Genomic DNA, 25,714 nt, shown 5'->3' with positions numbered 1-25,714 from the left:
GCAAGCGGCGCTGCTCCTCCACTAAACACGAGAAATGGGGAAAAAGGAATGGAAGCAACGGTTAGCAAATCGAGAAATATGGTCCTGCGCGACTGGCTGATGAGCTATCTCTTTTTACTTCCAGCGTTTGGATTTTTTCTGATTTTTGTCGCATATCCGATGCTAAAAGGTATTTACATCAGCTTTTTCGATTATTCTTTGAGAACTTTTGATTTTATTGGCTTAGATAACTACGTTTCCTTGATGCATAACGAAACATTTCTTAAGTCCATGCGAAATACGATTTTGTTGGTTGTTATTGCGGTGCCGATCGTCATCGTATTTTCCATTTTTGTAGCCGTCAATATTTATAAAATGAAAGAGTTTTCCAGGTCGTTTTTCCGTGGTGTATTTTACTTGCCTGCCGTATCCTCGGTTGTCAGTATTACAGTCGTATGGGGCTGGATTTATCATCCCAACTACGGAATTTTGAATTATATCATCGGTTTATTCGGTTTCGATCCGATATCGTGGTTAGGCGATACAAGAACTGCGCTGCTCGCGATCATTGCTGTTTTGATTACAACGTCTGTCGGACAGCCCATCATTTTGTATGTCGCTTCGTTGGGTAACATTCCTACCTCCTATATTGAAGCAGCGGAGATTGATCGTGCAACTCCGTGGCAAATTTTCTCCAAAATCGTATGGCCGATGCTCATGCCGACGAATCTATATGTGATTGTCATTACGACGATTAACACATTCCAGTGTTTCGCTTTAATTCAATTGCTAACCTCGGGAGGTCCCGTTTACAGCACATCGACGGTTATGTATGGCGTGTACGAGCAAGCTTTTATGCTCGGGCATTTCGGCCTTGCTTCCGCCATGGGCATTATATTGGCGATCGTAATTGGCATCATATCCGTGATTCAATTCAAATATTTTGGCAGCGATGTTGAGTACTAGGAGGTCATCATGACAGCAAATACACATGTGCACGCACACACCGGCAGTGTCAGAAAACAACGATACACCGGAAAAAAACGTACATGGACGCCGACGAAAGTGGTCTCCACCGTGCTTTTAATTCTTTCTACGATTGTGTTCATTTTTCCCTTCTATTGGATCATGACCGGCGCATTCAAAATTCAGACGGTCGCCACAGCGATACCTCCTGAATGGTTTCCGCTTCAACCGACGCTCAGCAATTGGCTTGAATTGTTTAAGAACCCGATTTGGCGTTGGACGCTGAACAGCTTCATCATCACTATCGTGGAAATGATTGCGGTTTGCCTCGTTTCTTCGACGGCCGGCTACGTGCTTGCGAAGAAGCTTTTCCCTGGACGGAGAATCATTTTTACGCTGTTCATCGCGGCGATGGCGCTGCCGAAGCAAGTTATTCTCGTTCCGCTTTTTACGATGTTGGCGGATTTTGGTTGGGTTAATACTTATTATGGGCTTATTTTGCCGGCGATCGGCTGGCCATTCGGTGTGTTCCTAATGAAGCAGTTCGCTCAGACCATTCCAGGAGAATTGATGGAAGCGGCCAAGATGGACGGTTGTTCGGAAATCCGCTTGTTCTCCACGATTATTTTACCCTTGCTCAAACCCGCACTCGGTGCGCTTGCCATCTTCACATTCATAGCATCATGGAACGATTATTTCAGCCAGCTCATTATGATCCGCTCGACGACGATGATGACATTGCCGTTAGGTGTCTCTATGATGACGACGCAGAGCGAGTTTATGACGAATTACGGTGTACTTATGGCCGGGGCTGCACTTGCCTCCGTTCCTATGATTGCCATTTTCCTGGTGTTCCAAAAAGCATTCACACAGGGCATTACAATGGGTGCCGTAAAAGGATAAATAAAGACAAAACCGGAGGTAAATGCAGCATGAAATCCTACAATTTAGATAGTTTTAGAGGGATTATAATTGCGATGTATTCTTGTTACGATGTTTCGGGTGAAATTGATTTGGCAGCAGCTCGCCGTTTAGCGAGGTATTACGCCGATTCAGGCGTCAAAGGCTTGTATGTAGGCGGCAGTTCCGGCGAAGGTATGCTGCAATCTGTGATTGAACGCAAGCTGATGCTGGAAGCTGTTATCAGCGAAGTCGGGGATGAACTGACAGTCATCGCGCATGTCGGTGCACCTGCTACGCGTGATAGCGTGGAGCTTGCCATTCATGCGGAGACAATTGGAGCGCACGCGGTTTCCGCTGTTCCGGCCATTTATTACCGATTGTCGGCACCAAGCGTAGAGGCGCATTGGCAGGCGATCATCGACAGCACGGATCTGCCTTTTATCATCTATCATATCCCGCAAACGACGGGCTTTCAGCTATCCGTAGGCCTGCTGTCCAAAATGGCAGCCCAAGAAAAAGTCATCGGCGTCAAAATCTCCGCAGAGAGTACATTCGAGCTGCAGCAGTTCAAAGCGGCCGGGGGCGAAGATTTCCTTGTTCTTAACGGACCGGATGAACAATATTTGGCCGGCAGAAGCATTGGCGCAGACGGTGGGATTGGCGGAACATACGGCGTAATGCCGGAGCTTTTCCTCCACATTGAGAATTGTTATGCGCAAGGAAAGATGGCGGAGGCATTGAAATGGCAGTTTATTGTGAATGCACTGATCGTGGAGTTATTGTCATTCCCATCCTTGTATGGCGCCTGCAAAGCGATTTTGAAGCTGCGTGGCTATGACACAGGTGAGCCGAGAATGCCGCTGCTGCCGGTTGCGGAAACGGATTTGCCCCGTATTCATGCCTTGAACGAGCGAATTCTAGGTTTTGCTGCGCAAGTGAAAGGAGAAGGGCTGTGACACAGAGATCAGGTGAGCTGTTCCCTGCAAAAGGCTTGATCGTATCTTGCCAGGCGCTGCCTCATGAACCGCTGCGGGGTGGAGATACGATGGCCAAGATGGCCAGAGCAGCTGTGGAAGCAGGCGCTGTCGGCATCCGGACGAATGGCGTGTTTGACATTTTGGCCATTAAGCAGGAAGTGTCTGTGCCGGTTATTGGCCTTATCAAACGCGATATCGCCGGCTCGGATATTTTTATTACGCCTACAATAAATGAAGTGCAAGCAATTGTCTTGGCCGGTGCGGACGTCGTGGCGCTTGATGTGACGGATCGCGAGGGCCGTCTGGAAGCCGTGAAACCATTGATTGCTCTAGCCCACAAGATGGGTGCTGCGGTCATGGCGGATATTTCCACGCTGGAAGAGGGAATTGCTGCAGAGCGTCTTGGTGTGGATTTGATCGGCACCACGCTTTCGGGGTATACCTCTTACAGCCGGCAGTCGGATGAACCGGATTTTGAGCTGCTGCGGCAGCTAAGCGAGGCGGTCAAGATTCCTGTTGTCGCTGAAGGGCGGATTTGGACGCCGGAAGAGGCGGTGAAAGCGCTGGAATGCGGAGCGGCCAACGTCGTTGTCGGCAGCGCGATTACCCGGCCACAACTGATTACGGCTCGTTATATCAAGGCGATGAGCCGGCGATAGGGCAGGGGGAGAAGTTATGGAATCAGTCCTATTTGATCCCCATTCGGACTATGCCATCGGCGTTGACATCGGCGGCACGAAAATGAATGCGGGCGTGGTCAGCTCTAGTGGCGAGGTGTTGTTTACAGTTAGTTTGCCAACGTTGGCAGGGCGTTTGAATACGATGACCCGTGTTACGCAGACGATTCAGCGCTTGCTCACCGAGGTTGAGGCTGTCAAACCTGGCTGCCGATATAAAGGAATCGGTGTTGGCAGCGCAGGACAAATCGACTGGGCGTCCGGGCAAGTTCGGTCCGCCTCCGAACTGCTCCCGGGCTACGCCGGGACACCGCTCAAGGTGCTGCTGCAGGCGCGGTTTCAGCTGCCCGTCACAGTGGACAACGACGTGAATGTCTTGGCTTTGACGGAGAAACACCTTGGCGCAGGCAAAGGAGTTCGTCATTTCCTATGCTTGGCGCTGGGGACGGGAGTCGGCGGCGCCGTTGTTGTTGATGGCCATCTTGTGCATGGCTGCTGGGGTGCAGGCGGGGAATTAGGCCATCTCTCGGTGGATTGGAACGGAGCCCCTTGCTTATGCGGGGGAAGAGGGTGCCTGGAGCAATATGCGTCAGGTACCAATATTGCTAACAGAATGATGCAGAAGCTGGTTGCAGCGGGTGAGGCTCCGGTTGCGATTGATTCGCGGGAGGTTTTCTCGCGCTGGCAGTCTGGCGACTGTGTGGCATCGGAAGTCATGGAGGAAACGATTGCAGTCCTCGGCTCGGCGCTGGCGTCGCTTGTTCATATCTTTAACCCGGAGTTGATCATTATTGGCGGCGGCGTTGCTGAAGCTGGCGATAGATTCCTGGATGCCATAAGGAAAGAGGTGGCTGCCAGAACCATGCCGTCCATGCATGATGGGGTCAGGATCCAGAGGGCTTATCGTGGGAACTGGAGCGGGATGATTGGGGCTGCTTTGCAGGTGTGGGAGTATTCGGATCCTGCGACTTCATAGGATTGAATGCCGTTGATTATTTAGTCCTCCACACGAAATAGATGGAATTGCTAACGCTAATCTGTGCCGTTCCGTGGCTGGAAATAGTTTAGCGGTAGACACTTCATCTAAATCGTCGATAGTTGGGCCAACCCTGCTACTTTCAGCTCAAACAACGGGAGCAACTCCCGTTATTTGAGCATAAGCGGCTTTCTCGCGCTGAATAGCTGTAAGCATCGGCGTTAAAGAACTCCGTTTAAGAACTACGATCCGAGACGGCTTTTTGAGTTACCTAATTACCGTAAAAATCAACTTCCGTTATGGAGTTCCACCCGTTGCCGGATGAATTGCCGTGACCGACGATGCGGATATAGCGACCCGCCGTATCCGTGAAGTCATAGGTCACTTGCGATAGGGTTGTGGTGCTGATTTTATTCGTTAGCAGCGATGTCCAATTCGTATTGTCCGATGAAATCTGGACATCGAAGGTTGTCGTGCGAATGTCGCCTTGATGAAAGGCGATTGAAGCATAGGCGACGGTTTTGCTGGCGCCCAAATCGTATTTAATCCATTGACCATCACCTTGCGAGGACCAGCGTGTGCTTAAGTTGTTGTCCAGCGTATTCGTGGGGACATTCCCGTCATTGCCGCTATCGCTAACGGTTGAAACCGTCAGAAGGGATGGCGTCGGCGACCCGCCCGTGCAGGATGTATAAGTTGTAACGCCGGCGGTATACATGTTCCCCGCAGGCGTGCGGGTATTATTGCAGGCTTTTGCAGAACCGCCATTCACCAGCACGACATTAGGAGTAGCATTATCCAAATTGGCTGTATTGTTGTAAAAGTCATTGTTATAACCCCAACCTGGTGAACGTTCATGCACCTGAAAGGCGTCGACGATAATGGCGTTGCCATTGCGGTTTACGACGTTATTGCGAATGATGGAATTATTGCCCTTGACATCCATGAAGCTGTCGGCCGCATTGGCACCGCTGATACCAGTACCGTTGAAGGTGCTGTTCTCTACGATGGTGCCCGTCGTGCCTTCTTTGATGTCAACGGATTCCGCTGTTACGTTCGGCCCAATCGTTACATTCGTAATGCGATTGTTATCCGCTTCCTTGACGTACGTTTCCCATTTACCGACATCAGAACCCACATAAAGGCCTTCGCCATAATCGGCAGTAACTTGTCCGGTATCATGCACGCTTGAGTTTTGAATGACGTTATTGGAGCTTCCATCGCGGTAATGAACGCCTTCTTCGCCAATATTATACACTTCGACGCCATCGATTAAGCCGTAGTTGGCATTGTCGATCATAATGCCTTTTTTGGCGTTGGTAATCTTCAAGTTTTTCACTTGGGTGTAATCACCAGTCAGATAAAGCGTGTAGCCACTGGAAGTTCCTCCGCCATTCAATACAGCTTTGTTAGTGGCGCTGGCGCTTTCAATGGTGATCGGATTCGCTGCCGTGCCGTTTACACCTGACACAAAATTGCCTGTGTAAGTGCCTGCGGCAAGAATGATCCTGTCGCCGGGGGCGGCATTCGCCAGTGCGGTTGTCAGGCACGAAGCTGAACTGCAGTTAACTGTTGCCGCACCAGCTTGTGCCGGCAGTGCAAACGCAGCTACTAGCGTTGAAACGAGCAGCAGTCGGGACGATCTCCTTCTCAGAACGTTGGATAGGTTGGTTGTCCTCATTGAAAAATAAGTCATTATTTCATACCACCTTTCAACTATATGTAATCGCTTACAACAAAAAAGATAGCATATCGCCTTGGTTTTATCAAACATTTTCGTACATAAACAATAAAAAAAGAACATTTCGTTTGATAAAAGGTAGCATGGCGGAATTTAGCTATCAAAAAAAGAGGCCCTAGGGCCTCTTTTTCGTGTTAAGCATGTGCAGCTTGTTTAATCTCAAGCCTTGTCGTAGTTAAATATGTAAGCTCCGGCGTCGAAAACCTTTCCGCTAACTGCCGAAGACGCATATAAATGGTTCTTAAAAGTACGCAATCCATCTGAGTAATCAGACAGCGATTTGCGATGAAATCGTCCATGCTTACTTTGATCAGGTCGTCACTGCTGCGAAGATCGGTGACCTTTTGTTTGGTTGGATGGCCGAGGTGAGCGACATATTGCGTTTGGAGGATGGCCTTTTGAAACAAGTCGACGCAACGTTTGGATACGTGTACCTGTCTTTTGGCTCCGAAGGCGTCCGTGACAGTAAGCAGCTGCTTTTTAGCGTCTAAGGAGCTCTTTTTTAAATAAACGATTTCGTGCGCCTCAATGCCCTCGACCAACAGGCGAATAATGATGGCGTCCTGCGGATTTGTACAGCCAACCTCAATGTGTTCGATTTTCTCAAGTGTAAGAATACGAAATCAACTTCCCTTCCCAAGTAAAAATAATTTTCTGTAAAAGTTTCATGCGGCTTTCAGTAATAAGCAACTATATAAACTATGCAGGGGCAGGGAAGATTTATGCCGGATTACAAAAAATATAAATATTCAGAAAATAAGCAGGGAATGTCGGCTGCATGAAGAATTGGGTTGTTAACTTTGTGAATACAGTTGTGAGGGGGTTGTCATTGTGGCGAATGAAGCAGCGGATTTAAAAAAGGTATTAGGGTTAAAAGACGCAATTGGCATTGCAATTGGCCAAATCATTGGAGCAGGCATTATGTCCATTACCGGGATCGCCATTGGCTTAACCGGGACGGGGGTGCCGCTTGCATTCCTGCTTTCCTCGATTTTTATGCTCATTATTACGATTCCACTTGCGGTACTAGGATCTGTTCTGCCAACAACAGGAGGTATGTACACGTACACAAGCCGTCTGCTGTCACCGAATGCAGGGTTTGTTTATCTGCTTTTATTCACTTTCGGCCATTTGACGATAGCGGTGTATGCGATCTCATTTGCTCAATATTTACAAGGACTTATGCCAGAGGCGCCAATTATGCTGGTTGCCTTCATTATTCTCACGTTTTTCTATCTGATTAATTTGTTCGGCGTGAAATTCATGTCATCTTTGGGCAAATGGCTGGTTGTAATCAAGCTGCTTTCGCTGCTTGTTTTCATTGTGTGGGGAGTGACGGAAGTCGATTACTCGGTGTTTCATCCGAAGGAGATGATGCCAGGTGGCTGGACGGGGCTGCTAACGGCTGTAGGGATGACCTCCTTCGCTTCCGGCGGCGCTTATGCGGTTGTTGAAATGGGAGGGGAGATGAAACGCCCTCATCGGGATATTCCGCTTGCCATACTGATTAGCAGTGGTATCGTTGCTCTGTTGTACATTGGCATTGGCATTGTGGCGACTGGTGTTTTGCCGGTGAGCGAGGTTGCGGGAGAGTCGCTTGCTGATGTGGCCAGAACAATATTGCCCCATCCGTTGTTTTTGTTTTTTATCGTTGGGGGAGCCATGTTCGCGCTAGCTTCAACCCTGAATGTGACCTTCTCTTGGGTGACGAGAGGAATGCTGGTCGCCTGCCGGGACGGTTGGCTTCCTGCCGCATTCGGCGCCGTCAATCGCAGATTCGGCACGCCGCATTGGCTGCTGACGTTCTACTATTTACTCGGCGTCATACCGATCGTGACGGGCGTATCCTTAACGACGATTTCTCAGCTTGGTGTCGGCATCTTGCTTTTTTCCAGCATTTTCCCTGTCCTCTCGGCACTTCAACTGCCACGCAAACATACGGAGCTTTACCGTAAAGCTCCATTCACCATGAAACCAACCTTGCTATATATCATTGTCTCCATAGCTGTTATTTTACTAGTGTACCAAGGGTATTTACTGCTAAGCCGGTTGTCCACGCCATTAATTATTGGGAATGTCCTGCTGTTCAACGCTTCGATCCTATATGTGAAAATGGTTGGCAGACGAAAAGATGACCGCTTAGAAATTAATTTAACGCAATAATCGCTTTTAATTCTTTGGCAAATTCTCTGGAGGCGATGGATTGGTGCCGATTTCTTAATCGTATGGAGCAGAAGGTGACATCCATGTCTTCTCCGGTGATCTCCAGGGCAATCGTGTTGCCTGTAAGAATATAGGGGTCATATTTCAAGCCGAGTTCGGTATAAAAGCCAATCGCAATTCCCTCGGCGATCACGCGCTTTGCTGCTTCCGAGTTTCCGAGTTTGAATAAAATATTCGGTTCCCCGTATTTTCTCAGCTTTTCAATTAAGTGTTCAGAATTGAGCAGAATAGGTTGATTCGCCAGTTCCTCAATGGAAATGCTTGTCCGATGAGCGAATGGTGAATTTTTGCCTACACACGCCATGACTCGGTTATCCATCAGCTTTTCGACCGTTAATTGTTTATTGTTTTCTTCGTGTTCTTTGGACAAAGCGATTAACCCCATGTCAACGTTGCCCGAAAGAACCTCTTGTTTGATCTGCTGGTAATCCAGTTCAAGCATCTCTAACTCAACCTCAGGGTGTTTTTCTTTAAAAACCGCTAACGCTCCTGGGAGAACGCTTAAGCATAGGCTGGGTATGGACGCAATGGAGAGGAGTCCAGAGAGTTCCTTGTCATGATGACTGACAGACTCCCGAAGCTCCTCTACTTTGCTAATGATTTCTTCTGCTTTACTGATGATTAGCTTGCCTTCTACGGTAGGTGCAGCACCAAAACGGGATCGATTAAAAAGTTTCACGCCAAGTTCCTCCTCTAAAGAGACGATGGCTTGTGAAATATTAGGTTGGGAAACATGCAGCTTCTCAGCTGCAAGTGATATAGAACCTGTTTGGTTGATTTCAATCATATACAGCAGTTGTTCGATACGCATAATTCACCCTGCCCCTGTAGGATATCTTGGTGTAAATATATCCCATACATCAAGGGAAGGCAATGATAATGAAGGCCTATTTTAATAAGAAGGAAGTTCTGCGCTTAGTTTGCTGCTTTCGCGGATTTGCGCGTTAAACACGAAGCGGGAAAGCACGACACTGATTTCATATAAAGCAAACAAGGGCACGGCAACCATCAGGTGTGAAATAAGATCAGGCGGTGAAATGAGGCTGGCCGTGATGACGAGAACGAGGTAGGCGTACCGGCGAAATTTGTGCAGCAGCTTCGGATTGAGCAGCTTAATTCGCGTCAGGAACATCACGACGATCGGCAATTCGAATGCAATGGATAAAGGGAGCACGATGTTCAGCATAAAGCCGAAATATTGAGCGACGCCATACGTTTGAGTTAAACCAAGGTTTTCCGTGATGCGCACAGTAAATGTCATACACATGGGGAAAACGACAAAGTAAGCAAAGGAAAGGCCGATGATAAAGCAGAGAAACGTATAAGGGATATAGCGAAGCGTTGCGCTTTGTTCTTCCTTCGTAAGACCTGCTTTCACGAAGCCCCATAATTGAAAAAGGATGAAAGGCAGCGTGATCGTAAGCGAAATGACGAAAGCGATCATCATATAGATACGAATGCCGTCCATGGGAGAGAACACATGCCAACTCATCGTAGATGCTGGTGGTGTTTCTTTGAAGTAAAGGAGAATTTTCTGTGCTGCGAAAAAGCCACCGATCATTGTAAGAACCAGTACGACCAAAATTCGAATGATGCGGGTTCGCAGTTCGGATAAATGGTCAACCAATGACATCATTTCTTTTAGTTGCATAGAAGGCGCCTCCAACTCTCAGTTTGCCTTACGAACCTGCCAGCATGCGCTTGAGCTCAAGGGTGTGGAAGCCGTCCGACATTTTCGTATGAATGTCCATAATCATTTGAATATCCTCAAATGAATATTTGCGAACGCCGCCTTTGCTTCTCTCCGGAAAAATAAGCTTCCGATCCTCGTAATAGCGAATTTGTCTTTCTGATAATCCGGTTAATTCACTGACCACTCCGATTTGTATCACTTTCTTTTGCGTCATCTTCGTTATCATCGTTATCCAACCTCCGATTATGTAAGTTAAACTAACATGTAAGTGACGTAAACATAAGTAAACTCTATCATTTCGGCAAAAACAGATCAAATAATCCCTTTTTATCCTAGTATAAGTTTAATTTATGTAATGTTATCTTACACAAACTAATGACGAAACCATTTTCCGTTGGTATGTTAAAGGTGCGGTTTATCCAAACACGAACGAGGAGATGGGAGCATGGAGAAGACACCGATCAAAGAAGATCAAATTACACGTAGACAATTTTTGACCACAGTCGGAAAAGTAGGAGGGTCAGCCGCACTTTTCAGTGTAATGGGTACATTAGGTTTGTTATCCCCAGAGACAATGAAAGCAGCCGACTATACGCCTCCTTCAGGCTGGGATCTCACATCTACCAATCGCAATGGTAAGAAAGTCATCATTTTAGGCGGAGGGATTGCAGGTTTAACAGCTGCCTATGAACTAGGGAATGCGGGGTATCAATGCACCATTCTAGAAGCTAGAGCTCGTGCGGGTGGTAGAGCATGGTCGGTTCGCAGAGGAACGTCGGTCACGGAAATTGGCGGTACCAAGCAAGTGGCGCGCTTTGATAACGGGATGTATTTTAATGCAGGACCAATGCGGATTCCACAGTTTCATGTAACTTTGGATTATGCCCGTAAATTTGGCGTAGCGATCGAGCCTTTTAATAATGTGAATGAAAGTGGTTACTATTACAATGAAAATGTTGGCGAATTATCGGGTGTGAAAATTCCTAAGCGCCAGGCCAAAGCGGATGTAAGAGGGTATGTTGCCGAAATGTTGGCGAAAGCAGTGAATCAGAAGGCGCTGGATCTCCCTCTAACAACAGAAGAGAAAGCGAAACTTGTCGCCTACTTGAAATCCGAAGGGGATCTGAATGCGGATCTGTTCTACAAAGGCTCGGAGCGGGCTGGCTACACCGAGGAACCGGGCGGTAAATTCGACTCCGGCGTTCGGAAAGACCCTTTTAGCTTAAAGGCCATCATTAATTCCGGTTTTGGGCAATTTTTTAGCAGTGAATATTCCTATGATCAACAAATGATGATGTTCCACCCGGTTGGCGGGATGGATATGATTGCCAAAGCTTTTGAAAAGCGTGTCAGCGACAAAATTGTCTTCCATTCCGAAGTGCAAGAAATTAAACAATCGTCTGACGGCGTAACCATTCTGTACAAGGATTTGAACACGGGTGCCGGTAAAGAGATTTCAGGAGACTACTGTATCTGTACCATTCCGCTTCCTGTTCTCACTAATATTAAGGCTGATTTCTCTGCTGAAATGAGGACGGCGATTTCCAAGATTGCTTACGCATCTGCTGGTAAAATCGGTCTTCAATTCAAACGCCGTTTCTGGGAGGAAGATGAATTCATCTACGGCGGAAGTACATTGACGAATATGGATATTTCCAGCATTTATTACCCGCCTACCGACTATTTTGCGAAAAAAGGGCTACTGCTCGGTTACTACGCCTTCGGCGGAAATGCAGATAAACTCGGCAAAATGACGCCGGCCCAGCGCGAAGATTATGCATTAAGCCAAGGTGCTAAAATCCATCCGCAATATTATAAAGAGTTCGAAGCTTCGTTCTCCATCGACTGGAAGAAGATCAAGTATAATTTGGGCGGATGGGCGTCCTATACGGCAGATGACCGTAAGAATTACTATCCGACGTTATGTAAACCGGACGGCCGTATTTATTTGGCGGGAGAGCATATCAGCTATATTACCGCTTGGCAAGCAGGGGCTATCGAGTCTGCAAGAAAAGTGGTCACCGAGATTCATGAGCGCGTCATGAAAGAGTAGACAAAGAGGAGCGATGAACGATGATCTTAACTAAAAAAGTGAAAACCATAGCAGCTGCCACCATAGGTTCATGCCTCATTTGTGTTAGCGCTTATGCAGCAGGAGCTGAGAAGACCAATAAATATGCGGCGGAGCCTATTAATGAAGTCGAGTTCTATGGCAATCCGAGCTCTTCGATTTCTGCGGGCGTATCCGTCCCGGCTGGCTCTTCCTATTTGTTTACAAGCGGTACGGTGCCGCCGGTTATTAATAAGGATGGCAAAACCGTTTATGAGCGTTACGGGGATACCAAAACGCAAGGTATCGGAATTTTGAAGGAAATTGAAAAACAATTGAAGGAGAAAGGCTTAACGCTTGCCGATGTCGCTTATCTGCGTGTCTATGTGACAGCCGATGCTGCCAAAGAGAACAAGTTTGATTATCAAGGCTGGTTTGATGCTTATGCTCAATTTTTTGGGACGGAAGCCAATCCTGTGAAACCGGCGCGTTCCACAGTTGGCGTAGCAGGCCTCGTCAGCTCTGACTGGTTGATCGAAATCGAAGCGGTAGCGGTATATCCGAAACATCATAACCAAGACTAATGAAACGGAGTTGATGATCTATGCTGCAAAATATCGGGTTTCCAGGTCTTATGTTAATCTTAGTTGTTGTGCTGGTGCTTTTCGGGCCTTCCAAGCTTCCGGAGCTGGGACGCGCTGTTGGACGTACGCTGCATGAGTTTAAGAGTTCGGCGAGGGAGCTTGTTTCCGAAGGTAAAGAAACAGCTGACCATATTGAGAAGGATGATAAGCTGCTGGATAAAGCAAAAGCTTAATTTGACGACGTGAATAAAAGAAACCTGTACCTGCGATCCTCCTCATGTGCGAGGGAGCAAGTGCAGGTTTTTTTGCCTATAAAAAACACTGGCAAACCTAGGTTTTACACAATTGCAGGAAGGCTGGATGTGATATAGTGTGCTCACGCAAAAAGCTGCCATTTCATTCCATCAGTTGGAGGGATCGCGATTGAAGCTAAGCACGAATGTCGATGTGAGAAAAGAACCGTTTCACCTGAACCATTACAAGATCAGCCGAAAGCCCGCGTGGGAAATTTACCATGCTCATCCTTGTATGGAATTTCTGTATGTCTACGAGGGGTATGGCCATGTCGAGGTGAATAAGCAGGTTTGCCCTGTTGAGCCTGGCACGCTGCTCGTATTTCAGCCGTTCCAATTGCATCGGCTGCAAATCAAGGGGCCGTTCGTCCGCTCCATCCTCATGTTTGATCCCTATAAGCTGGATGCAGCGCTGCTCGCTTTCAGTGGAATACGCCAGTGGTTCAATATCCTCTGGAAGCAGCCCTTACAATGTCAGGCCATTGGGGAGCAGCAGCATGTGGCAGCTTTATTTGAGCGGCTTCACGAGAAACTGGCGCGTACGCTCCTTCATAAACAGGAGGAAGAGTTCGTTTTATCGCTTTTAGCCATTCTTCAGGGGATTGAGCCTGTCAGGAAAAAGCTGTATAGCGGTTTTGAAGAGAAGCTCAGACCACGTTATTCGCATACCGCCATACAGATGATTGAATGGATTGAACTTCACTATAAAGAGAAATTCGATTTAAATCGGATGTCCGAGGATTTGCACTTATCCACCTATTACTTGTCTCATACTTTTCGGCAGTCTACGGGCAGTTCCATTACGGAATTTATCGTGGCCCGCAGGCTAAAAGAGGCTTGTTTGCTGCTCGAAACGACGAATAAAACGGCCAGCTTCATCGCGCAGGAGGTCGGCTTTCTGAATGGATCTTATTTCTGCCGGGTGTTTAAAACAGTGCTGGGGATCACTCCGAAGACATACCGTCTGCAGCTTTAGAAATACCGCAATACAGTGCAACTTCTAGACAATAAATGGACACATGCTGGGCTGGCAATCTTTTATACTTTCATATGTAAGCGTTGCCAAGCTGGTAAGAATGTGTGGAAAAGAGGAGCGTGTGAACCTGTCTGCTGCTAATTTACCGCTGGTCATCTGGGCAACGAGGAGAAGATTTGAACATTTAGGAGGAATGGTGTAATGGTTACAATCGTTCGCAAACATGCAGGGAAAACATGGGCTGCGGTTCTGCTCTCATCTTGGATGCTGATGGCGCTGCCATCGTTCGCAAGTGCCGCAACGTCGACGCTCGCTCCGTCTGATGACGCTTACGTTCATCAAAGTAACGGGGATTCCAATTATGGGACAGCAACTTCCTTGTATGTCAAAAATGATGCAAGCGCATCACGCTACTCGTATCTTAAGTTTGATCTAAGCGGTCTAACCGGTGTGACAAGCGCCAAATTGCGCGTGTACGGGAGCGCGTCAGCAGCAACGGTTCTTTCCGCTTATCAAACGGCTGACAGTTGGACGCAGTCGGCGCTGACCTGGAACAACAAACCTGCGGTTGGCAGTTCGGCTGGAAGTGTTTCGATCAATACGACGAATACGTATAACGAAATTGATGTGACCTCCTATGTGACTGCACAAGCTGCAGGGGATGGCGTTGTTTCTTTTGCACTCCAGGAAAGTGTCGGCAAGTACACAACCCTGAACAGCAGTGAAAATGCGGCCAATAAACCTCAGCTTGTTGTCGTTAGCGGCAGCGCCGGCGGGGGCGGGGATACACAGGCGCCTACTGCGCCTTCGGGTTTGACGGGATCAGCAGCCTCCAGCTCGCAAATCAATTTAAGCTGGAACGCATCCACGGACAATGTGGGGGTTACGGGCTATGATGTGTACCGCAACGGCACATTCCTGAAAAACGTAAGCGGCACCTCGACCAGCGATACCGGTTTGACGGCTTCGACGACATATAGCTATTATGTCAAAGCGAAAGATGCCGCAGGCAATGCCTCCGCGCAGAGCAGCACGATCAATGCGACAACGAGCGCGGGGACACCTCCGGCGGGCTGCACGAATGCGCTGAACACAACGGCTGCCATACAGGATGCCATGCTGAATGCGTCAGCAGGCAGTGTCATCTCTATTGCTCCAGGCACTTATATCGGCAACCGATCGACGAGCGGTGATCCAGGCGGTCAAGGGTTATTCTACTCAGGCAAAAGCGGGACATCTGCCAATCCGATTATCCTGAAAAGCTGCGATGCCGCGAATCCGGCGATCCTCAAAGGCGTGAATGTGAACGATGGTTCCTATGGCATTCACCTGACAGGTGATTATTGGCAAATTCGCGATATGGAGATCACCAATGCCCAAAAAGGAATTATCATAGACAATGGAAACCGCAATCTGCTTAACAATGTTGAAGTTCATTATGTTGGAGACGAAGGTGTACATTTCCGTGACGGCAGCTCGAACAACACACTGGAGTATTCTTTGATCTATGATACCGGCAAATACCAAGCGGGTTATGGGGAAGGAGCCTATGTAGGTTCGGATTCCAGTTCGGATTATGAGCATGTTGTGACAGGAAATGTGATCTCGCATACGAATTTTGACGGCGGGATTACCGCTGAGCATATTGACGTAAAAGAAGGGGCCAACGGGACGATTATCGAGTACTGTACGTTCAACGGGACTGGTATAAGCGGAGCTAACAGTGCAGACAGTTTTATCGATATCAAAGGTGTAAATACGATCGTACGCTATAATCAAGGGTTCCGAAACGGCAACTCCAATGTGGTGGATGCGTTCCAGGTTCGTACCCACGGCACGGAGTATGCGACAGGTACGAATAATGCTTTTAACAATAACACGGTGAATTTGGACAGCTCAACAGGTTATGTAGTGTATGCGACAAGCGCTGCTACGGGGACGACGGCACAAAATGACACCCGTACGGGCGGAGGCAACTTGTATAACTCCAATGTGAATAAATGATGGTGAAGAAGGAGAAGTCCCTGATGCGGGGCTTCTTTTCGTTTGAGGGGAAGAGGGATTAAAACATCGGGCTTATGGGCATGCAAGAGAATAATGGTGCTCGCTGCATCACTTTTGCATATCGACATTGTGAGGTTTGTGTGGGATTATGTAGGGTAGTGATTGCTAGATGAGGGGCGGTGGCGGCGATGGGGAGTACACATGGAATCGCACTGGTGACAGGTGCATCCAGCGGTTTCGGCTTGTTAACGTCAATTACGCTGGCTCAAAAAGGGTACCATGTGATCGCGACGATGCGGGACTTGAGCAGGAGCGACTCATTGCTGCTGCAAGCTGAAAAGGCAGGAGTAAGCTCATCCATCGACACCTTACGCTTAGATGTAACGATTCAGACATCGATTGAAGAGGCTGTTTCTGCTATCATGAAGAAGTATGGACGAATCGATGTGCTGATTAACAATGCCGGCTTCGCTGTTGGCGGCTACGTGGAAGATGTCCCGATGGAAGCCTGGCGGTCCCAACTGGAAACGAATGTGTTTGGCGTCATTGCGACGACCAAGGCCGTTTTACCGATCATGCGCGCTAACCAGTCAGGCTGCATTGTCAATGTGAGCAGTGTGAGCGGGTTGTCGGCCTTTCCCGGGTATGCGCCGTATAGCACATCCAAGTTCGCGGTCGAGGGATTTAGCGAATCCCTTCGTTTGGAGATGCTGCCGTTTGGCATCAGGGTACATCTGGTTGAACCGGGAGCTTACCGCACGGAGATTTGGCGAAAAGGTTTCGAGGCTATTCATACGACGGAAACATCGCCATACTGGCAGCAGCTTGGCAAGGTGTTGGCGTATTCGCGGAAAACGGCCATGACCGCACCCGATCCGCAGGAAGTTGCAGACGCAATCGCGCGGCTGGTGGACAAGCCGGGAGCGAAGCTTCGTTATCCGCTTGGCCGCGGTGTGCAGATGGGGCTTTGGGCTAGAAGTTTTTTGCCATGGAGATGGTACGAAGGCCTCTTACATCGATTGTTGAAATAACAATGTCGGTGGTAGCGGTAGAGGTAGTAACAGTGATAGCAACAGTGACAAGGAGTCCTGAACGCAGAAAATCAAGGAGTGAAATGAATGTCTCGCAAGTGGGAACGAATGGTCAGTAAAAATGCTAAGAAAATCAATAAGGATAGGTCCAAAAGAGGGATTGCCCCTATTTCTACAGATCCTGATCGGGCTGAAGTGTTTAAGGGCAGAAGCATTATGTTAGCTTTGTTTTTCGTTCTGATTTCCGTCTTTCTATTGTTGACTTTGACTAAAACGAGTGGGGACACCATGTATTGGTACACAACTTGCGCATACATGGTAGTAGGTTTGTTCGTTTATTTCATTCGCAGACCTTATCTGAAGGTGAGTAAGACGAGCTTGTCGAAGCGTGGATTTGCCAGAGAGCTGGTACTGGGTGCGGATAACATTAACGAGATCGTGTATGCGCCAGGACAGGTGGTTATTCATCTGAAAGGCAAATCCCCGCGCTGGGTGTACAACAGAACGCTGAATCGTTTTGACGTGGCGGCCATGGCGGGCAGATTGAAGAAATTTGCTGAGCAGAATCAAGTTGCTTTTGTGGATAAAACGGTATAGGCATAAATGAAGCTGTCTTCGTGGGTCGGATGAACCATTGGAGACAGCTTTTTTGTTTGCCGTGGAGATAAGGGGACACCAGGGTGCTATTTCGATGTAATTGGCCATATGCGACATTGTAAGGGAACTGTGGGTCACTATTTTTGTTGTATTTGGATAAAATGAGGCAGCTTTGCTGGAATAAGGCCCTGTAGTTCCGCTTCTGATGCCAAATCGTCTGTTTGCCAGAGCACAGCGTCTTGTAGTTCCGCTAAATGTTGGCCGCCGTACTCAAGCGGATGCCGGGTTTAATCATATTTATCCTCGTCAACTCGGAGAACATTGTCCATGATCAACTCGGCTTCCGTCTCAAAGTTGAGGTGGAGCGGCGCGGGGAGGATGTCCAGGATGTCCTGCACCATCTCCAAATTCATCAGATCGTCGATAGATTGCGGCTGCGGCTCCAATACTTGGACCCATTCACGGAAAACATCGATGAATAGGTAAAAAGAGGACTGGAATTGGTCCGCTACCGCTTCCTGCTCATCGTTACGCGAGGCAGACATGGCGTTCCAGTTGTCGATGGTCATTTGCAGGGCTTGTTTAACGGTTGGATTCATGTGATCTCCTTTGATAACCTGTTGATTTTGCTGAACGTAAGGCGCAAGGGCATAGGGCGATTTTCTACTCACGCCAAAGCTTGCGTAGATGAACGAATGAGCAGCTCCGAAGGCAGGATCATCTTCCGATGCTCCAGCGTTGCTTCGCCTTCAATGCGCTCGATGAGCAGCTGCATGCCCAACGCGCCGAATTGATAGGCCGGCTGCGAAGCTACGGTCAGAAAAGGATTTAAAGCATCCGTGGGTCCGAAACCATCGAAGCAAACGACCGAGAGATCGCTGGGGACCTGCAGGCCGCGTTTTCTCAGGGCTTGAATGGCGCCAATGGCCAGCATGTTGTTGGCTGCAAAAATGGCGGTAGGCGGATTCTCGTGATGGATCAGCGCATCAAGCGCAGATTCATCTTGAAAATCCCGGAAGTTCCGGTGAATCACGAGCGAATCCTCGACAGCGAGTCCGCTGAGCAGATGAGCTTCGCGATAGCCTGTATACCTTAGCCGAGCGGTGGAGACGTCAGGGGAACCGTTAATCATGGCAATCCGGTGATGCCCGAGCTCAATCAAGTGCTCTACGAGCTTTCTTGCGCCTTCCTTGCTGTCCCCAAGCACGAGATCCGCTTCAATGCCCGGAATTTCACGGTCGAGCACGACAAAAGGAATGTTATGTTTTTGCAGCTGCAGTAAATTCTCGAGCGAGTGGTCCCCGGTAGGGGCGAACAGGACGCCGTCCACACGGGTAGACAACATCATATCGACATAACCTTTCTCCTTCGCGTAGTCCTCATCGCTATTTGCGAACAACAGCCGGTAACCGGCCCGAAGTGCGGCATCCTCAGCCCCGCGGGCGAGTGTCGTATAAAACGGGTTCGTAATATCTGTTATAAGCAGTGACAGAATTTTCGTCTTTTGTAGGACGAGGCTGCGAGCCATTGAGTTTGGAATATAGTGAAGTTCTTCCATAACCTTCTTAACACGCTTGCGCGTGGCTTCGCTGATGCGGCCCGTGTTATTGATAACTCGGGAAACGGTCATGGCCGAAACACCGGCTTTTTCAGCGATATCATAAATTGTAATCAAATAGCGTCACCTTTTCATTCATGTATTTGTCTATTGTATAGAAATTAAAGATTGACAGCAAGGTTTAAAGTTGATAATTTTGAGTTATCGATAACACACATTTTTAGAGGAGGGCTTGAATATGCTAAAAGGAATACCGCCTATTTTGTCGCCTGAGTTATTAAAGGTACTTATGGAGATGGGCCATGGAGATGAAATTATTTTTGCGGATGGAAACTTTCCGGCAGCAAGCCATGCGAATCGTCTGCTGCGCTGCGACGGCCATGGCGTTCCGGAGTTGTTGGAAGCGGTTTTATCGTTGTTCCCTCTGGATACATACAGTGAACAACCGGTAGCTTTAATGGCCGTTGTCCCCGGTGATCAAGTGGAAACGCCGATCTGGGGCGTATACGAAGAAATCATTCAAAAGCACATGAAACCGGAGATTGAATATGTTGAGCGCTTTGCTTTTTATGAAAGAGCCAAGAAAGCTTATGCCATTGTAGCAACAAGCGAGAAAGCTTTATACGCCAATGTCATTTTGAAAAAAGGTGTCATTAGCTCGTAATTTGAATTATCGATAACTCTAAAAGTTGACGTGCGATAGAACCTTATAAATCTCAATAACCCATTAATGAGGAGGTTAAAAACATGGCATACAGCAATCACAGATGGAACCAGGATTTTCCGAAGATCGGGATCAGACCAGCGATTGACGGCAGAAGAAAAGGGATTCGCGAATCCCTGGAAGAAATAACGATGAACATGGCTAAAGCCGTAGCGGCACTATTAAGCGAAACTTTGAAATATCCAAATGGCGAACCTGTTGAGTGTGTCATTGCGGACACTTGCATTGGCGGGGTAGCGGAAGCGGCAGCCGCAGCCAACAAATTCTCGAAATCCGGCGTAGGCGTGTCCATTACGGTTACTCCTTGTTGGTGCTACGGAACAGAAACAATGGATATGGATCCGTCCACACCGAAAGCGATTTGGGGCTTTAACGGTACAGAGCGTCCCGGCGCTGTTTATTTGGCGGCAGTTTTGTCTGGTCACGCACAAAAAGGGATTCCTGCCTTCGGTATTTACGGAAAAGATGTGCAGGATGCCGGTTCAGCGGACATTCCTCAAGACGTTCAGGAGAAATTGCTCCGTTTTTCTAAGGCCGGTCTTGCAGCCGCTTACATGAAAGGCAAATCGTACTTGGCGATCGGCTCCGTTTCCATGGGGATCGCGGGTTCGATCGTGAATGAGGAGTTATTTCAGAACTACCTGGGTATGCGCAACGAATATGTTGATATGTCGGAGCTGGTTCGCCGCATAGAGGAGGAAATTTTTGATCCGGAAGAGTACCAATTGGCGCTAAACTGGGTCAAGGAGAATTGCGCAGAAGGGCCGGATAATAATCCAGCTGCCATCCAAACAACACGTGAAAGAAAAGATCAAGACTGGGAGACCGTTGTGAAAATGTCCATGATCGTCAGGGACTTAATGATAGGCAATCCGCGCCTGGCCGATCTTGAATTTGGAGAAGAAGCGCTTGGTCACAACGCGATCCTTTCCGGCTTCCAAGGCCAACGCCACTGGACGGATCACTTCCCGAACGGCGACTTCATGGAAGCGATCTTGAACACATCCTTTGACTGGAACGGCAAACGTGCGCCTTATTTGGTTGCTACCGAAAACGACAGCCTTAACGGGGTTGCGATGCTTTTCGGTAATCTTTTGACGAACACGGCGCAAATTTTTGCAGATGTAAGAACATACTGGAGTCCTGACTCCGTTAAACGGGTGACAGGGCACACATTAAGCGGTGCGGCAAAAGACGGCATACTTCACTTAATCAACTCGGGTCCAGCAGCACTTGACGGTACAGGTGAGCAGTCGCGTGACGGTCAGCCTGCCATGAAACCTTATTGGGAAATTACCGATGAAGAAGTGGGCAAATGTCTGAAAGCGACATCTTGGCGCCCGGCTTCCCTCGAATATTTCCGCGGAGGCGGGTACTCGTCGGACTTCCTTACCAAAGGTGGAATGCCAGTAACGATGTCTCGAATCAACCTTGTGAAGGGCTTGGGACCTGTCCTGCAATTGGCCGAAGGTTACTCCGTGGATCTACCTGAAGATGTTCATAAGACATTGGACGATCGTACGGATTCAACGTGGCCGACAACTTGGTTTGCTCCGATTTTGACAGGTGAAGGGTCATTCACGGATGTGTACTCGGTTATGGATAACTGGGGTTCGAACCACGGTTCCATCAGCTACGGCCACATCGGCGCAGATTTGATCACACTAGCGGCGATTTTGAGAATTCCGGTTTCCATGCATAACGTGGCCAAAGAGCAAATTTTCCGTCCGCGTGTTTGGAGCAATTTCGGAACGTCCGATCCAGAAGGTGCGGATTTCAGGGCTTGCAGCTCCTTTGGTCCTTTGTACAAGTAAGAGGAATTGAGGTGCCGCCTCGTTAGTGAACTTAGTGCACACCCTTAGAATATGCTGGTCGTCGATTTCGGGGCTAGCAGTGGCAGAACGATACTTGGCGGTTGAATGGTTCAAAGCTTAGGGTTAAAATTCATGGTTTAGAAAGTGAAGCATATCATGTGAATTTATTGCAGAAGAGAACCTGTACTCATCGGTATTTGATGGGGGGTGCCCCCTCTCAGTTCTTTATGCCAGTTTATGAGTGCGCTATCTCCTACTTTCGGAGTGGGGAGAGCACGGAATATTGATTTCATCAACGTTCTAGTGATGTGTCTTGGGACGTGTAACCTCAAGGGAAGAAGGGGGCTGCAAAAAGCTGAGCCGAAGCATAATGACTATTATAAAATGTAAATTAAAGGGGACTCTAGGGCGCCAAATATTACGTTTCAGCAGCGAGGATTGTTGTGAAAAGAGTTACAAATATTATTATATCTACCTGAACGCGAACGAGCCCCTAGAAGGAATTTTAGAGGCTCGTTTTTAACTCTTTTATAGTTGTGAAATTATATTTTGACTTTACTGTTTACTTACTCGCTTTTCAATCTCATCAAGCTTCTCTTTTATTTCATTTAAGGTTCTTTTACTGTATTTTACATATCGCATAAAGATCCAACCACCAACAAGTAAAATTATTAACGGAATAAACTGTAGGAAAAAGAAAAAGAAAGATATGCCCGCAAACGTTGCCCAAGACGAACCATTATCCATCATATACAATCATTCATTTCCAATTTTTAGTATTTATCTTCAAATTCAGTGATATTATATTATTTTAAGGTGTCTATTAATATAAGAAGGCTAAATAAAGCTTTCAAAAAAATTTTTGGAGGGATTTTTGGATGAAAAAAGTAAGTTGTTTTCTTGTGTATTATCTTTATCTTTGATGGAGGGACGGTATATCCGGACGGATCTGTTGGGGCTAGTAAAGTGGGGGCTGCATCTGTCAACGAGCCAGGAACAATAAGCACATTCTCTCTTACTCCAACGACTGTTTCTTGTGGTTCAGGATATTGTAATTATTCGAATGTTCAAGTAAAGGAAACTGCTTTTGGTTTTATCACTGCATATTTCTATGCAAACTACACTATTGTAGATGGTGGAAATGATTATATTGGTGAACTTTATCCTAATTATAAGATTACCGTAATTGGCGGTTCCTACGATAACGAAACCCTAAGTTTATATAAACCCACTGAGAGTTTGCAAGGACCTGCTAATGCATTTTTAAGGTTTCAATATAATGGCCCTGGGAGTAGTGTAAGTACTACATTTTATGTTTATTTAAATGTAGGAAATAATACCGCATCATCCTCTCAAGGATAAAAATTTACTAAAAAAACAGCCCCCACCTTGTCATTAAGTTGAGGGCTGTTTTATGTTTTATTAAAATTTGAACACTAAATGATAGCGATTGTAATGGCGACCACGGTAGTTTCTTTATGGGAGACATCAGAAGAGTAGTTGAGAGTACACTTGCAACCTATTTAAGCAGCGATTTTATGGGTGAAATAAATGTTATGAACATCCTGAGTACATCGCTAAACGAACGTTTGAAAAAATGTCAAACAAAGCAAATATGAACTACAAGCCGCTATTTCCCAGAAAAGCGGCGATAGAGCTGTTGCAGGGGAACTACAGGGCTCTATTTCAAGGTCTTGGGCGGAATATCCGCCGAAAACCTTGAAATAGCGCCCCACAGTTCCCTTTCTTTATAAAAAAGGCGCATTTCGCAGAAATAGCGCCCAGTAGTTACCATCTGCGGCTGGCCAGAGCCGGCAGAGATATTAAGAGGGGCAATCGATCCCCTCAATTGTTTATGCTAGTTTAAGAGCGAGCTATGAGCGACTTTCGGAGGAGTTGAGTGTTAGCGCTGGTGAAATCAGCGTTCTAATGATGTGTCGTGGAGTAATGAGAGATGGTGATGAGTGTTAAGTGGTATTTAGTTGTAGATTGCTTGAGCTAATGATACGTAGTGGTGGGATTAGTGGTGATGAGTGATAAATGATAAATGATAAATGATAAATGGTGTTCGTTGTGAATTGCTAGCGCTAGTGCTGCATTGGTGATTCAATGTGAAGCGCAGCAATGTATTGGTTGTACTAGCGCAACGCCTACATGCCCAACTCATTGGAGGTCATTCAATGGGAAATGGAGGCAAGATGCCAGTCACCAAAAGTAGTTTAAGTATGAAGTTTTAGCAGCAGCAGCAGTCAACTCCAAGTAGAACAAAAAGGGAATGGATATGGGGTGGAAAAGCGTAGCGCCCGTATTTGAAATCGTGTTTAAACCATAAAAATAAATTCAAAAGAAACACGATTTCAAGAAACGGTTGGAACCCCATATCCAATTCCCTCCCCGTGTTCTAACGTAGGGGTTTATGGCAATTATTTTCCCGTACTAGGTTTCCGTACTCAGGTTCCCGCACTTTGGTTTCGAGTACTCAGACTCCCGAGGGTTTATGGAAAGTTGCGCATAGTTACATCCGACACAATAAACGTAATAAAAACCATAGGAAAGCCAATTGTTGTACAATAAAATGAAGAGGATGCATGAAAAGAATACCGAGGTGAACTATGGTAAATATTTTAGTTGTCGATGATGAGCCGATGATTTGTAAGGGTGTTGCAACCATTTTGAAGCAGTCCAAGCTGGATATTGGCGAGGTTTTTATTGCATATAACGGGTTTGAGGCGCTCGATTTTATCCATTTGGAGAAAATTGATCTCGTGTTTACCGATATTCAAATGGAAAAGATGAACGGCATTGAATTAATTGAAAATATATTCATGGAAGACCCATCGATTCCGATTGTCATTTTATCAGCTCATGGCGAGTTTGAATACGCCCAGAAAGCGATTCGTTTCGGAGCCAAGGAATATTTGGTGAAGCCGATTACGCCGCCGCACCTGATTGCGGTTACAGCGAAGCTGCTCAAGGAAAAGGAAGAACGGCAGCAGCATTTTTCCAATTGGGAAGGCAATCGAACGCTGGCGGACATTACGACGCTGGAAATGAACTATTATTTGAGCGAGATTGTCACGGGAACCGTCCATGAATCCGAAGTGCCCGACATTAGGGAGAAGCTCGGAAGTCGTGCGTCCGGCACCCATTACAGCATGCTGGTGATCAAGCTATTTCTAAACCGGGGGGGCATTAGAGATGAGGAGATTGCGACGCTGAAAGACCGTAGTCTTCTGAAATACGCCGCTTTGAATATTATTGAAGAGACCGCAAGCCAGTGGAGCCACCTTGTTTTTAACACGCACAATTCCACGTTTTCCTTGTTGATGCAAATTCCTGAGGAAGAGAAACAGGGAACGCTCAGTATTAATCAGATGCTGATGGTCGCTCAAATGATTCATGCGAATTTGCAAAAATATGTGAATGTCAAATGCCAAATCGGCATCAGCCGCATTCAGGAAGGCATCATCAAATGGCCCGTCATCTACAAAGAAGCGATGGAGAGCTTGACGTGGGGAGAGACGCAGAAAGACCATTATATGTTTTACATAGAGGATATCGGGAAAACGACGAATGAGCAGAATTTAACGATCACGCAAGTGGACGAGGCGAATAATCGCATTGTTTTTGAGACGAAAACGTATATTGAACATCATTTTTGCGATAAAGGACTGAAGCTGCAGGACATCGCAGACAGTGTGCATTTGAGCCCCAATTACTTGAGTTATTTGTTTAAAAGAGTGATGGGCCAGGGGATTTGGGATTATGTGACCCAACTGCGTATGGAAAAAGGAAAACAGCTGATTCTCACAACAGATAAACGCCGATACGAGATATCGGAGGAGATCGGGTACGAATCGCCGGAGCATTTTAGCAAAATATTTAAAAAGCATTTCGGGGTAAATATTTCGGAGATCAAAGTGGCGGGACCGTAATATGCGACATGAT

General features: G+C 47.2%; 24 protein-coding genes. 17 read left to right on the top strand and 7 right to left on the bottom strand.

The window, feature by feature from the left end:
* Positions 1-48: 48 nt before the first annotated feature.
* The 5 genes from PCH02S_RS03350 to PCH02S_RS03330 are packed head-to-tail and all read left to right on the top strand — an operon-like array spanning position 49 to position 4,478.
* Positions 49-945 carry a carbohydrate ABC transporter permease gene (locus PCH02S_RS03350; RefSeq protein ID WP_127450066.1) on the top strand — a complete coding sequence of 299 codons (897 nt, stop codon included), beginning with the start codon at positions 49-51 and terminating at the stop codon, positions 943-945.
* A 9-nt stretch (positions 946-954) separates the two neighbouring features.
* Entirely contained in the window at positions 955-1,848 is an 894-nt protein-coding gene (locus PCH02S_RS03345; RefSeq protein ID WP_127450064.1) for a carbohydrate ABC transporter permease, read from the top strand.
* Between the two features lie 29 nt (positions 1,849-1,877).
* Positions 1,878-2,804 (top strand): dihydrodipicolinate synthase family protein, encoded by a 927-nt coding sequence (locus PCH02S_RS03340; protein ID WP_127450062.1) that lies wholly within the window; start codon positions 1,878-1,880, stop codon positions 2,802-2,804.
* The gene (locus PCH02S_RS03335) at positions 2,801-3,484 is read left to right on the top strand and encodes an N-acetylmannosamine-6-phosphate 2-epimerase (RefSeq protein WP_246068931.1); all 684 of its coding nucleotides are present in this window, start codon (positions 2,801-2,803) and stop codon (positions 3,482-3,484) included. Before PCH02S_RS03340 ends, PCH02S_RS03335 begins: the two co-directional genes overlap by 4 nt.
* A 16-nt stretch (positions 3,485-3,500) precedes the next feature.
* Positions 3,501-4,478, top strand: a complete 978-nt coding sequence (locus tag PCH02S_RS03330; protein ID WP_127450060.1) for an ROK family protein — start codon at positions 3,501-3,503, stop codon at positions 4,476-4,478.
* Positions 4,479-4,749: 271 nt separating this feature from the next.
* Here PCH02S_RS03330 and PCH02S_RS36180 read toward each other — a convergent pair whose 3' ends face one another.
* Together PCH02S_RS36180 and PCH02S_RS03320 are read right to left on the bottom strand one after the other, a co-directional pair.
* Positions 4,750-6,174 carry a discoidin domain-containing protein gene (locus PCH02S_RS36180; protein ID WP_164819420.1) on the bottom strand — a complete coding sequence of 475 codons (1,425 nt, stop codon included), beginning with the start codon at positions 6,172-6,174 and terminating at the stop codon, positions 4,750-4,752.
* 179 nt (positions 6,175-6,353) lie between these two features.
* On the bottom strand, positions 6,354-6,761 hold the full coding sequence (locus PCH02S_RS03320) for a hypothetical protein (protein WP_164819419.1): 408 nt from the start codon (positions 6,759-6,761) through the stop codon (positions 6,354-6,356).
* Positions 6,762-7,050: 289 nt separating this feature from the next.
* Here PCH02S_RS03320 and PCH02S_RS03315 point away from each other — a divergent pair, with 289 nt between their 5' ends.
* Positions 7,051-8,382, top strand: coding sequence for an APC family permease (locus PCH02S_RS03315; RefSeq protein WP_164819418.1), 1,332 nt, complete (start codon positions 7,051-7,053; stop codon positions 8,380-8,382).
* Here PCH02S_RS03315 and PCH02S_RS03310 read toward each other — a convergent pair.
* The 3 genes from PCH02S_RS03310 to PCH02S_RS03300 form a co-directional block, all read right to left on the bottom strand.
* A complete protein-coding gene (locus PCH02S_RS03310; RefSeq protein ID WP_127450054.1) occupies positions 8,366-9,253 on the bottom strand; it encodes a LysR family transcriptional regulator in 888 nt (295 codons plus the stop codon). The two genes, PCH02S_RS03315 and PCH02S_RS03310, sit on opposite strands and share 17 nt — an antisense overlap.
* A gap of 81 nt (positions 9,254-9,334) precedes the next feature.
* Entirely contained in the window at positions 9,335-10,093 is a 759-nt protein-coding gene (tatC, locus tag PCH02S_RS03305) for a twin-arginine translocase subunit TatC (RefSeq protein WP_127450052.1), read from the bottom strand.
* A gap of 28 nt (positions 10,094-10,121) precedes the next feature.
* Entirely contained in the window at positions 10,122-10,349 is a 228-nt protein-coding gene (locus PCH02S_RS03300; protein ID WP_127450523.1) for a MerR family transcriptional regulator, read from the bottom strand.
* A gap of 231 nt (positions 10,350-10,580) precedes the next feature.
* Here PCH02S_RS03300 and PCH02S_RS03295 point away from each other — a divergent pair, with 231 nt between their 5' ends.
* From PCH02S_RS03295 to PCH02S_RS03265, 7 genes are all read left to right on the top strand, one after another.
* Positions 10,581-12,188, top strand: coding sequence for a flavin monoamine oxidase family protein (locus PCH02S_RS03295; protein ID WP_127450050.1), 1,608 nt, complete (start codon positions 10,581-10,583; stop codon positions 12,186-12,188).
* 20 nt (positions 12,189-12,208) lie between these two features.
* Positions 12,209-12,769, top strand: coding sequence for a RidA family protein (locus tag PCH02S_RS03290; protein WP_127450048.1), 561 nt, complete (start codon positions 12,209-12,211; stop codon positions 12,767-12,769).
* Positions 12,770-12,789: 20 nt separating this feature from the next.
* Positions 12,790-13,002 carry a twin-arginine translocase TatA/TatE family subunit gene (gene tatA, locus PCH02S_RS03285; protein ID WP_127450046.1) on the top strand — a complete coding sequence of 71 codons (213 nt, stop codon included), beginning with the start codon at positions 12,790-12,792 and terminating at the stop codon, positions 13,000-13,002.
* A 190-nt stretch (positions 13,003-13,192) separates the two neighbouring features.
* Positions 13,193-14,038 (top strand): helix-turn-helix domain-containing protein, encoded by an 846-nt coding sequence (locus tag PCH02S_RS03280; RefSeq protein ID WP_127450044.1) that lies wholly within the window; start codon positions 13,193-13,195, stop codon positions 14,036-14,038.
* A gap of 201 nt (positions 14,039-14,239) precedes the next feature.
* Positions 14,240-16,042 (top strand): CBM96 family carbohydrate-binding protein, encoded by a 1,803-nt coding sequence (locus PCH02S_RS03275; protein WP_127450042.1) that lies wholly within the window; start codon positions 14,240-14,242, stop codon positions 16,040-16,042.
* A 188-nt stretch (positions 16,043-16,230) separates the two neighbouring features.
* The gene (locus PCH02S_RS03270; RefSeq protein ID WP_127450040.1) at positions 16,231-17,073 is read left to right on the top strand and encodes an SDR family oxidoreductase; all 843 of its coding nucleotides are present in this window, start codon (positions 16,231-16,233) and stop codon (positions 17,071-17,073) included.
* A gap of 87 nt (positions 17,074-17,160) precedes the next feature.
* Positions 17,161-17,670 (top strand): hypothetical protein, encoded by a 510-nt coding sequence (locus tag PCH02S_RS03265; protein ID WP_127450038.1) that lies wholly within the window; start codon positions 17,161-17,163, stop codon positions 17,668-17,670.
* 287 nt (positions 17,671-17,957) lie between these two features.
* Here the strand turns inward: PCH02S_RS03265 and PCH02S_RS03260 are convergent, their stop codons facing one another.
* Together PCH02S_RS03260 and PCH02S_RS03255 are read right to left on the bottom strand one after the other, a co-directional pair.
* A complete protein-coding gene (locus PCH02S_RS03260) occupies positions 17,958-18,269 on the bottom strand; it encodes a hypothetical protein (protein WP_127450036.1) in 312 nt (103 codons plus the stop codon).
* 68 nt (positions 18,270-18,337) lie between these two features.
* Positions 18,338-19,345, bottom strand: a complete 1,008-nt coding sequence (locus PCH02S_RS03255; protein ID WP_127450034.1) for a LacI family DNA-binding transcriptional regulator — start codon at positions 19,343-19,345, stop codon at positions 18,338-18,340.
* A gap of 121 nt (positions 19,346-19,466) precedes the next feature.
* Here PCH02S_RS03255 and fucU point away from each other — a divergent pair, with 121 nt between their 5' ends.
* The 4 genes from fucU (at position 19,467) to PCH02S_RS03235 (ending at position 25,701) form a co-directional block, all read left to right on the top strand.
* The gene (gene fucU / locus PCH02S_RS03250) at positions 19,467-19,892 is read left to right on the top strand and encodes an L-fucose mutarotase (protein ID WP_127450032.1); all 426 of its coding nucleotides are present in this window, start codon (positions 19,467-19,469) and stop codon (positions 19,890-19,892) included.
* Positions 19,893-19,975: 83 nt separating this feature from the next.
* Entirely contained in the window at positions 19,976-21,766 is a 1,791-nt protein-coding gene (locus tag PCH02S_RS03245; RefSeq protein WP_127450030.1) for an L-fucose isomerase, read from the top strand.
* A gap of 966 nt (positions 21,767-22,732) precedes the next feature.
* Entirely contained in the window at positions 22,733-23,128 is a 396-nt protein-coding gene (locus PCH02S_RS03240; protein ID WP_127450028.1) for a hypothetical protein, read from the top strand.
* Positions 23,129-24,378: 1,250 nt separating this feature from the next.
* Positions 24,379-25,701 carry a response regulator gene (locus PCH02S_RS03235; RefSeq protein ID WP_127450026.1) on the top strand — a complete coding sequence of 441 codons (1,323 nt, stop codon included), beginning with the start codon at positions 24,379-24,381 and terminating at the stop codon, positions 25,699-25,701.
* Positions 25,702-25,714: the final 13 nt, after the last annotated feature.

The sequence above is a fragment of the Paenibacillus chondroitinus NBRC 15376 genome (genome assembly GCF_004000765.1).
Lineage (GTDB): Bacteria > Bacillota > Bacilli > Paenibacillales > NBRC-103111 > Paenibacillus_E > Paenibacillus_E chondroitinus.
Note: the sequence above shows the minus strand (reverse complement) of the source record. Positions and strands in the feature narration are given on the sequence as shown.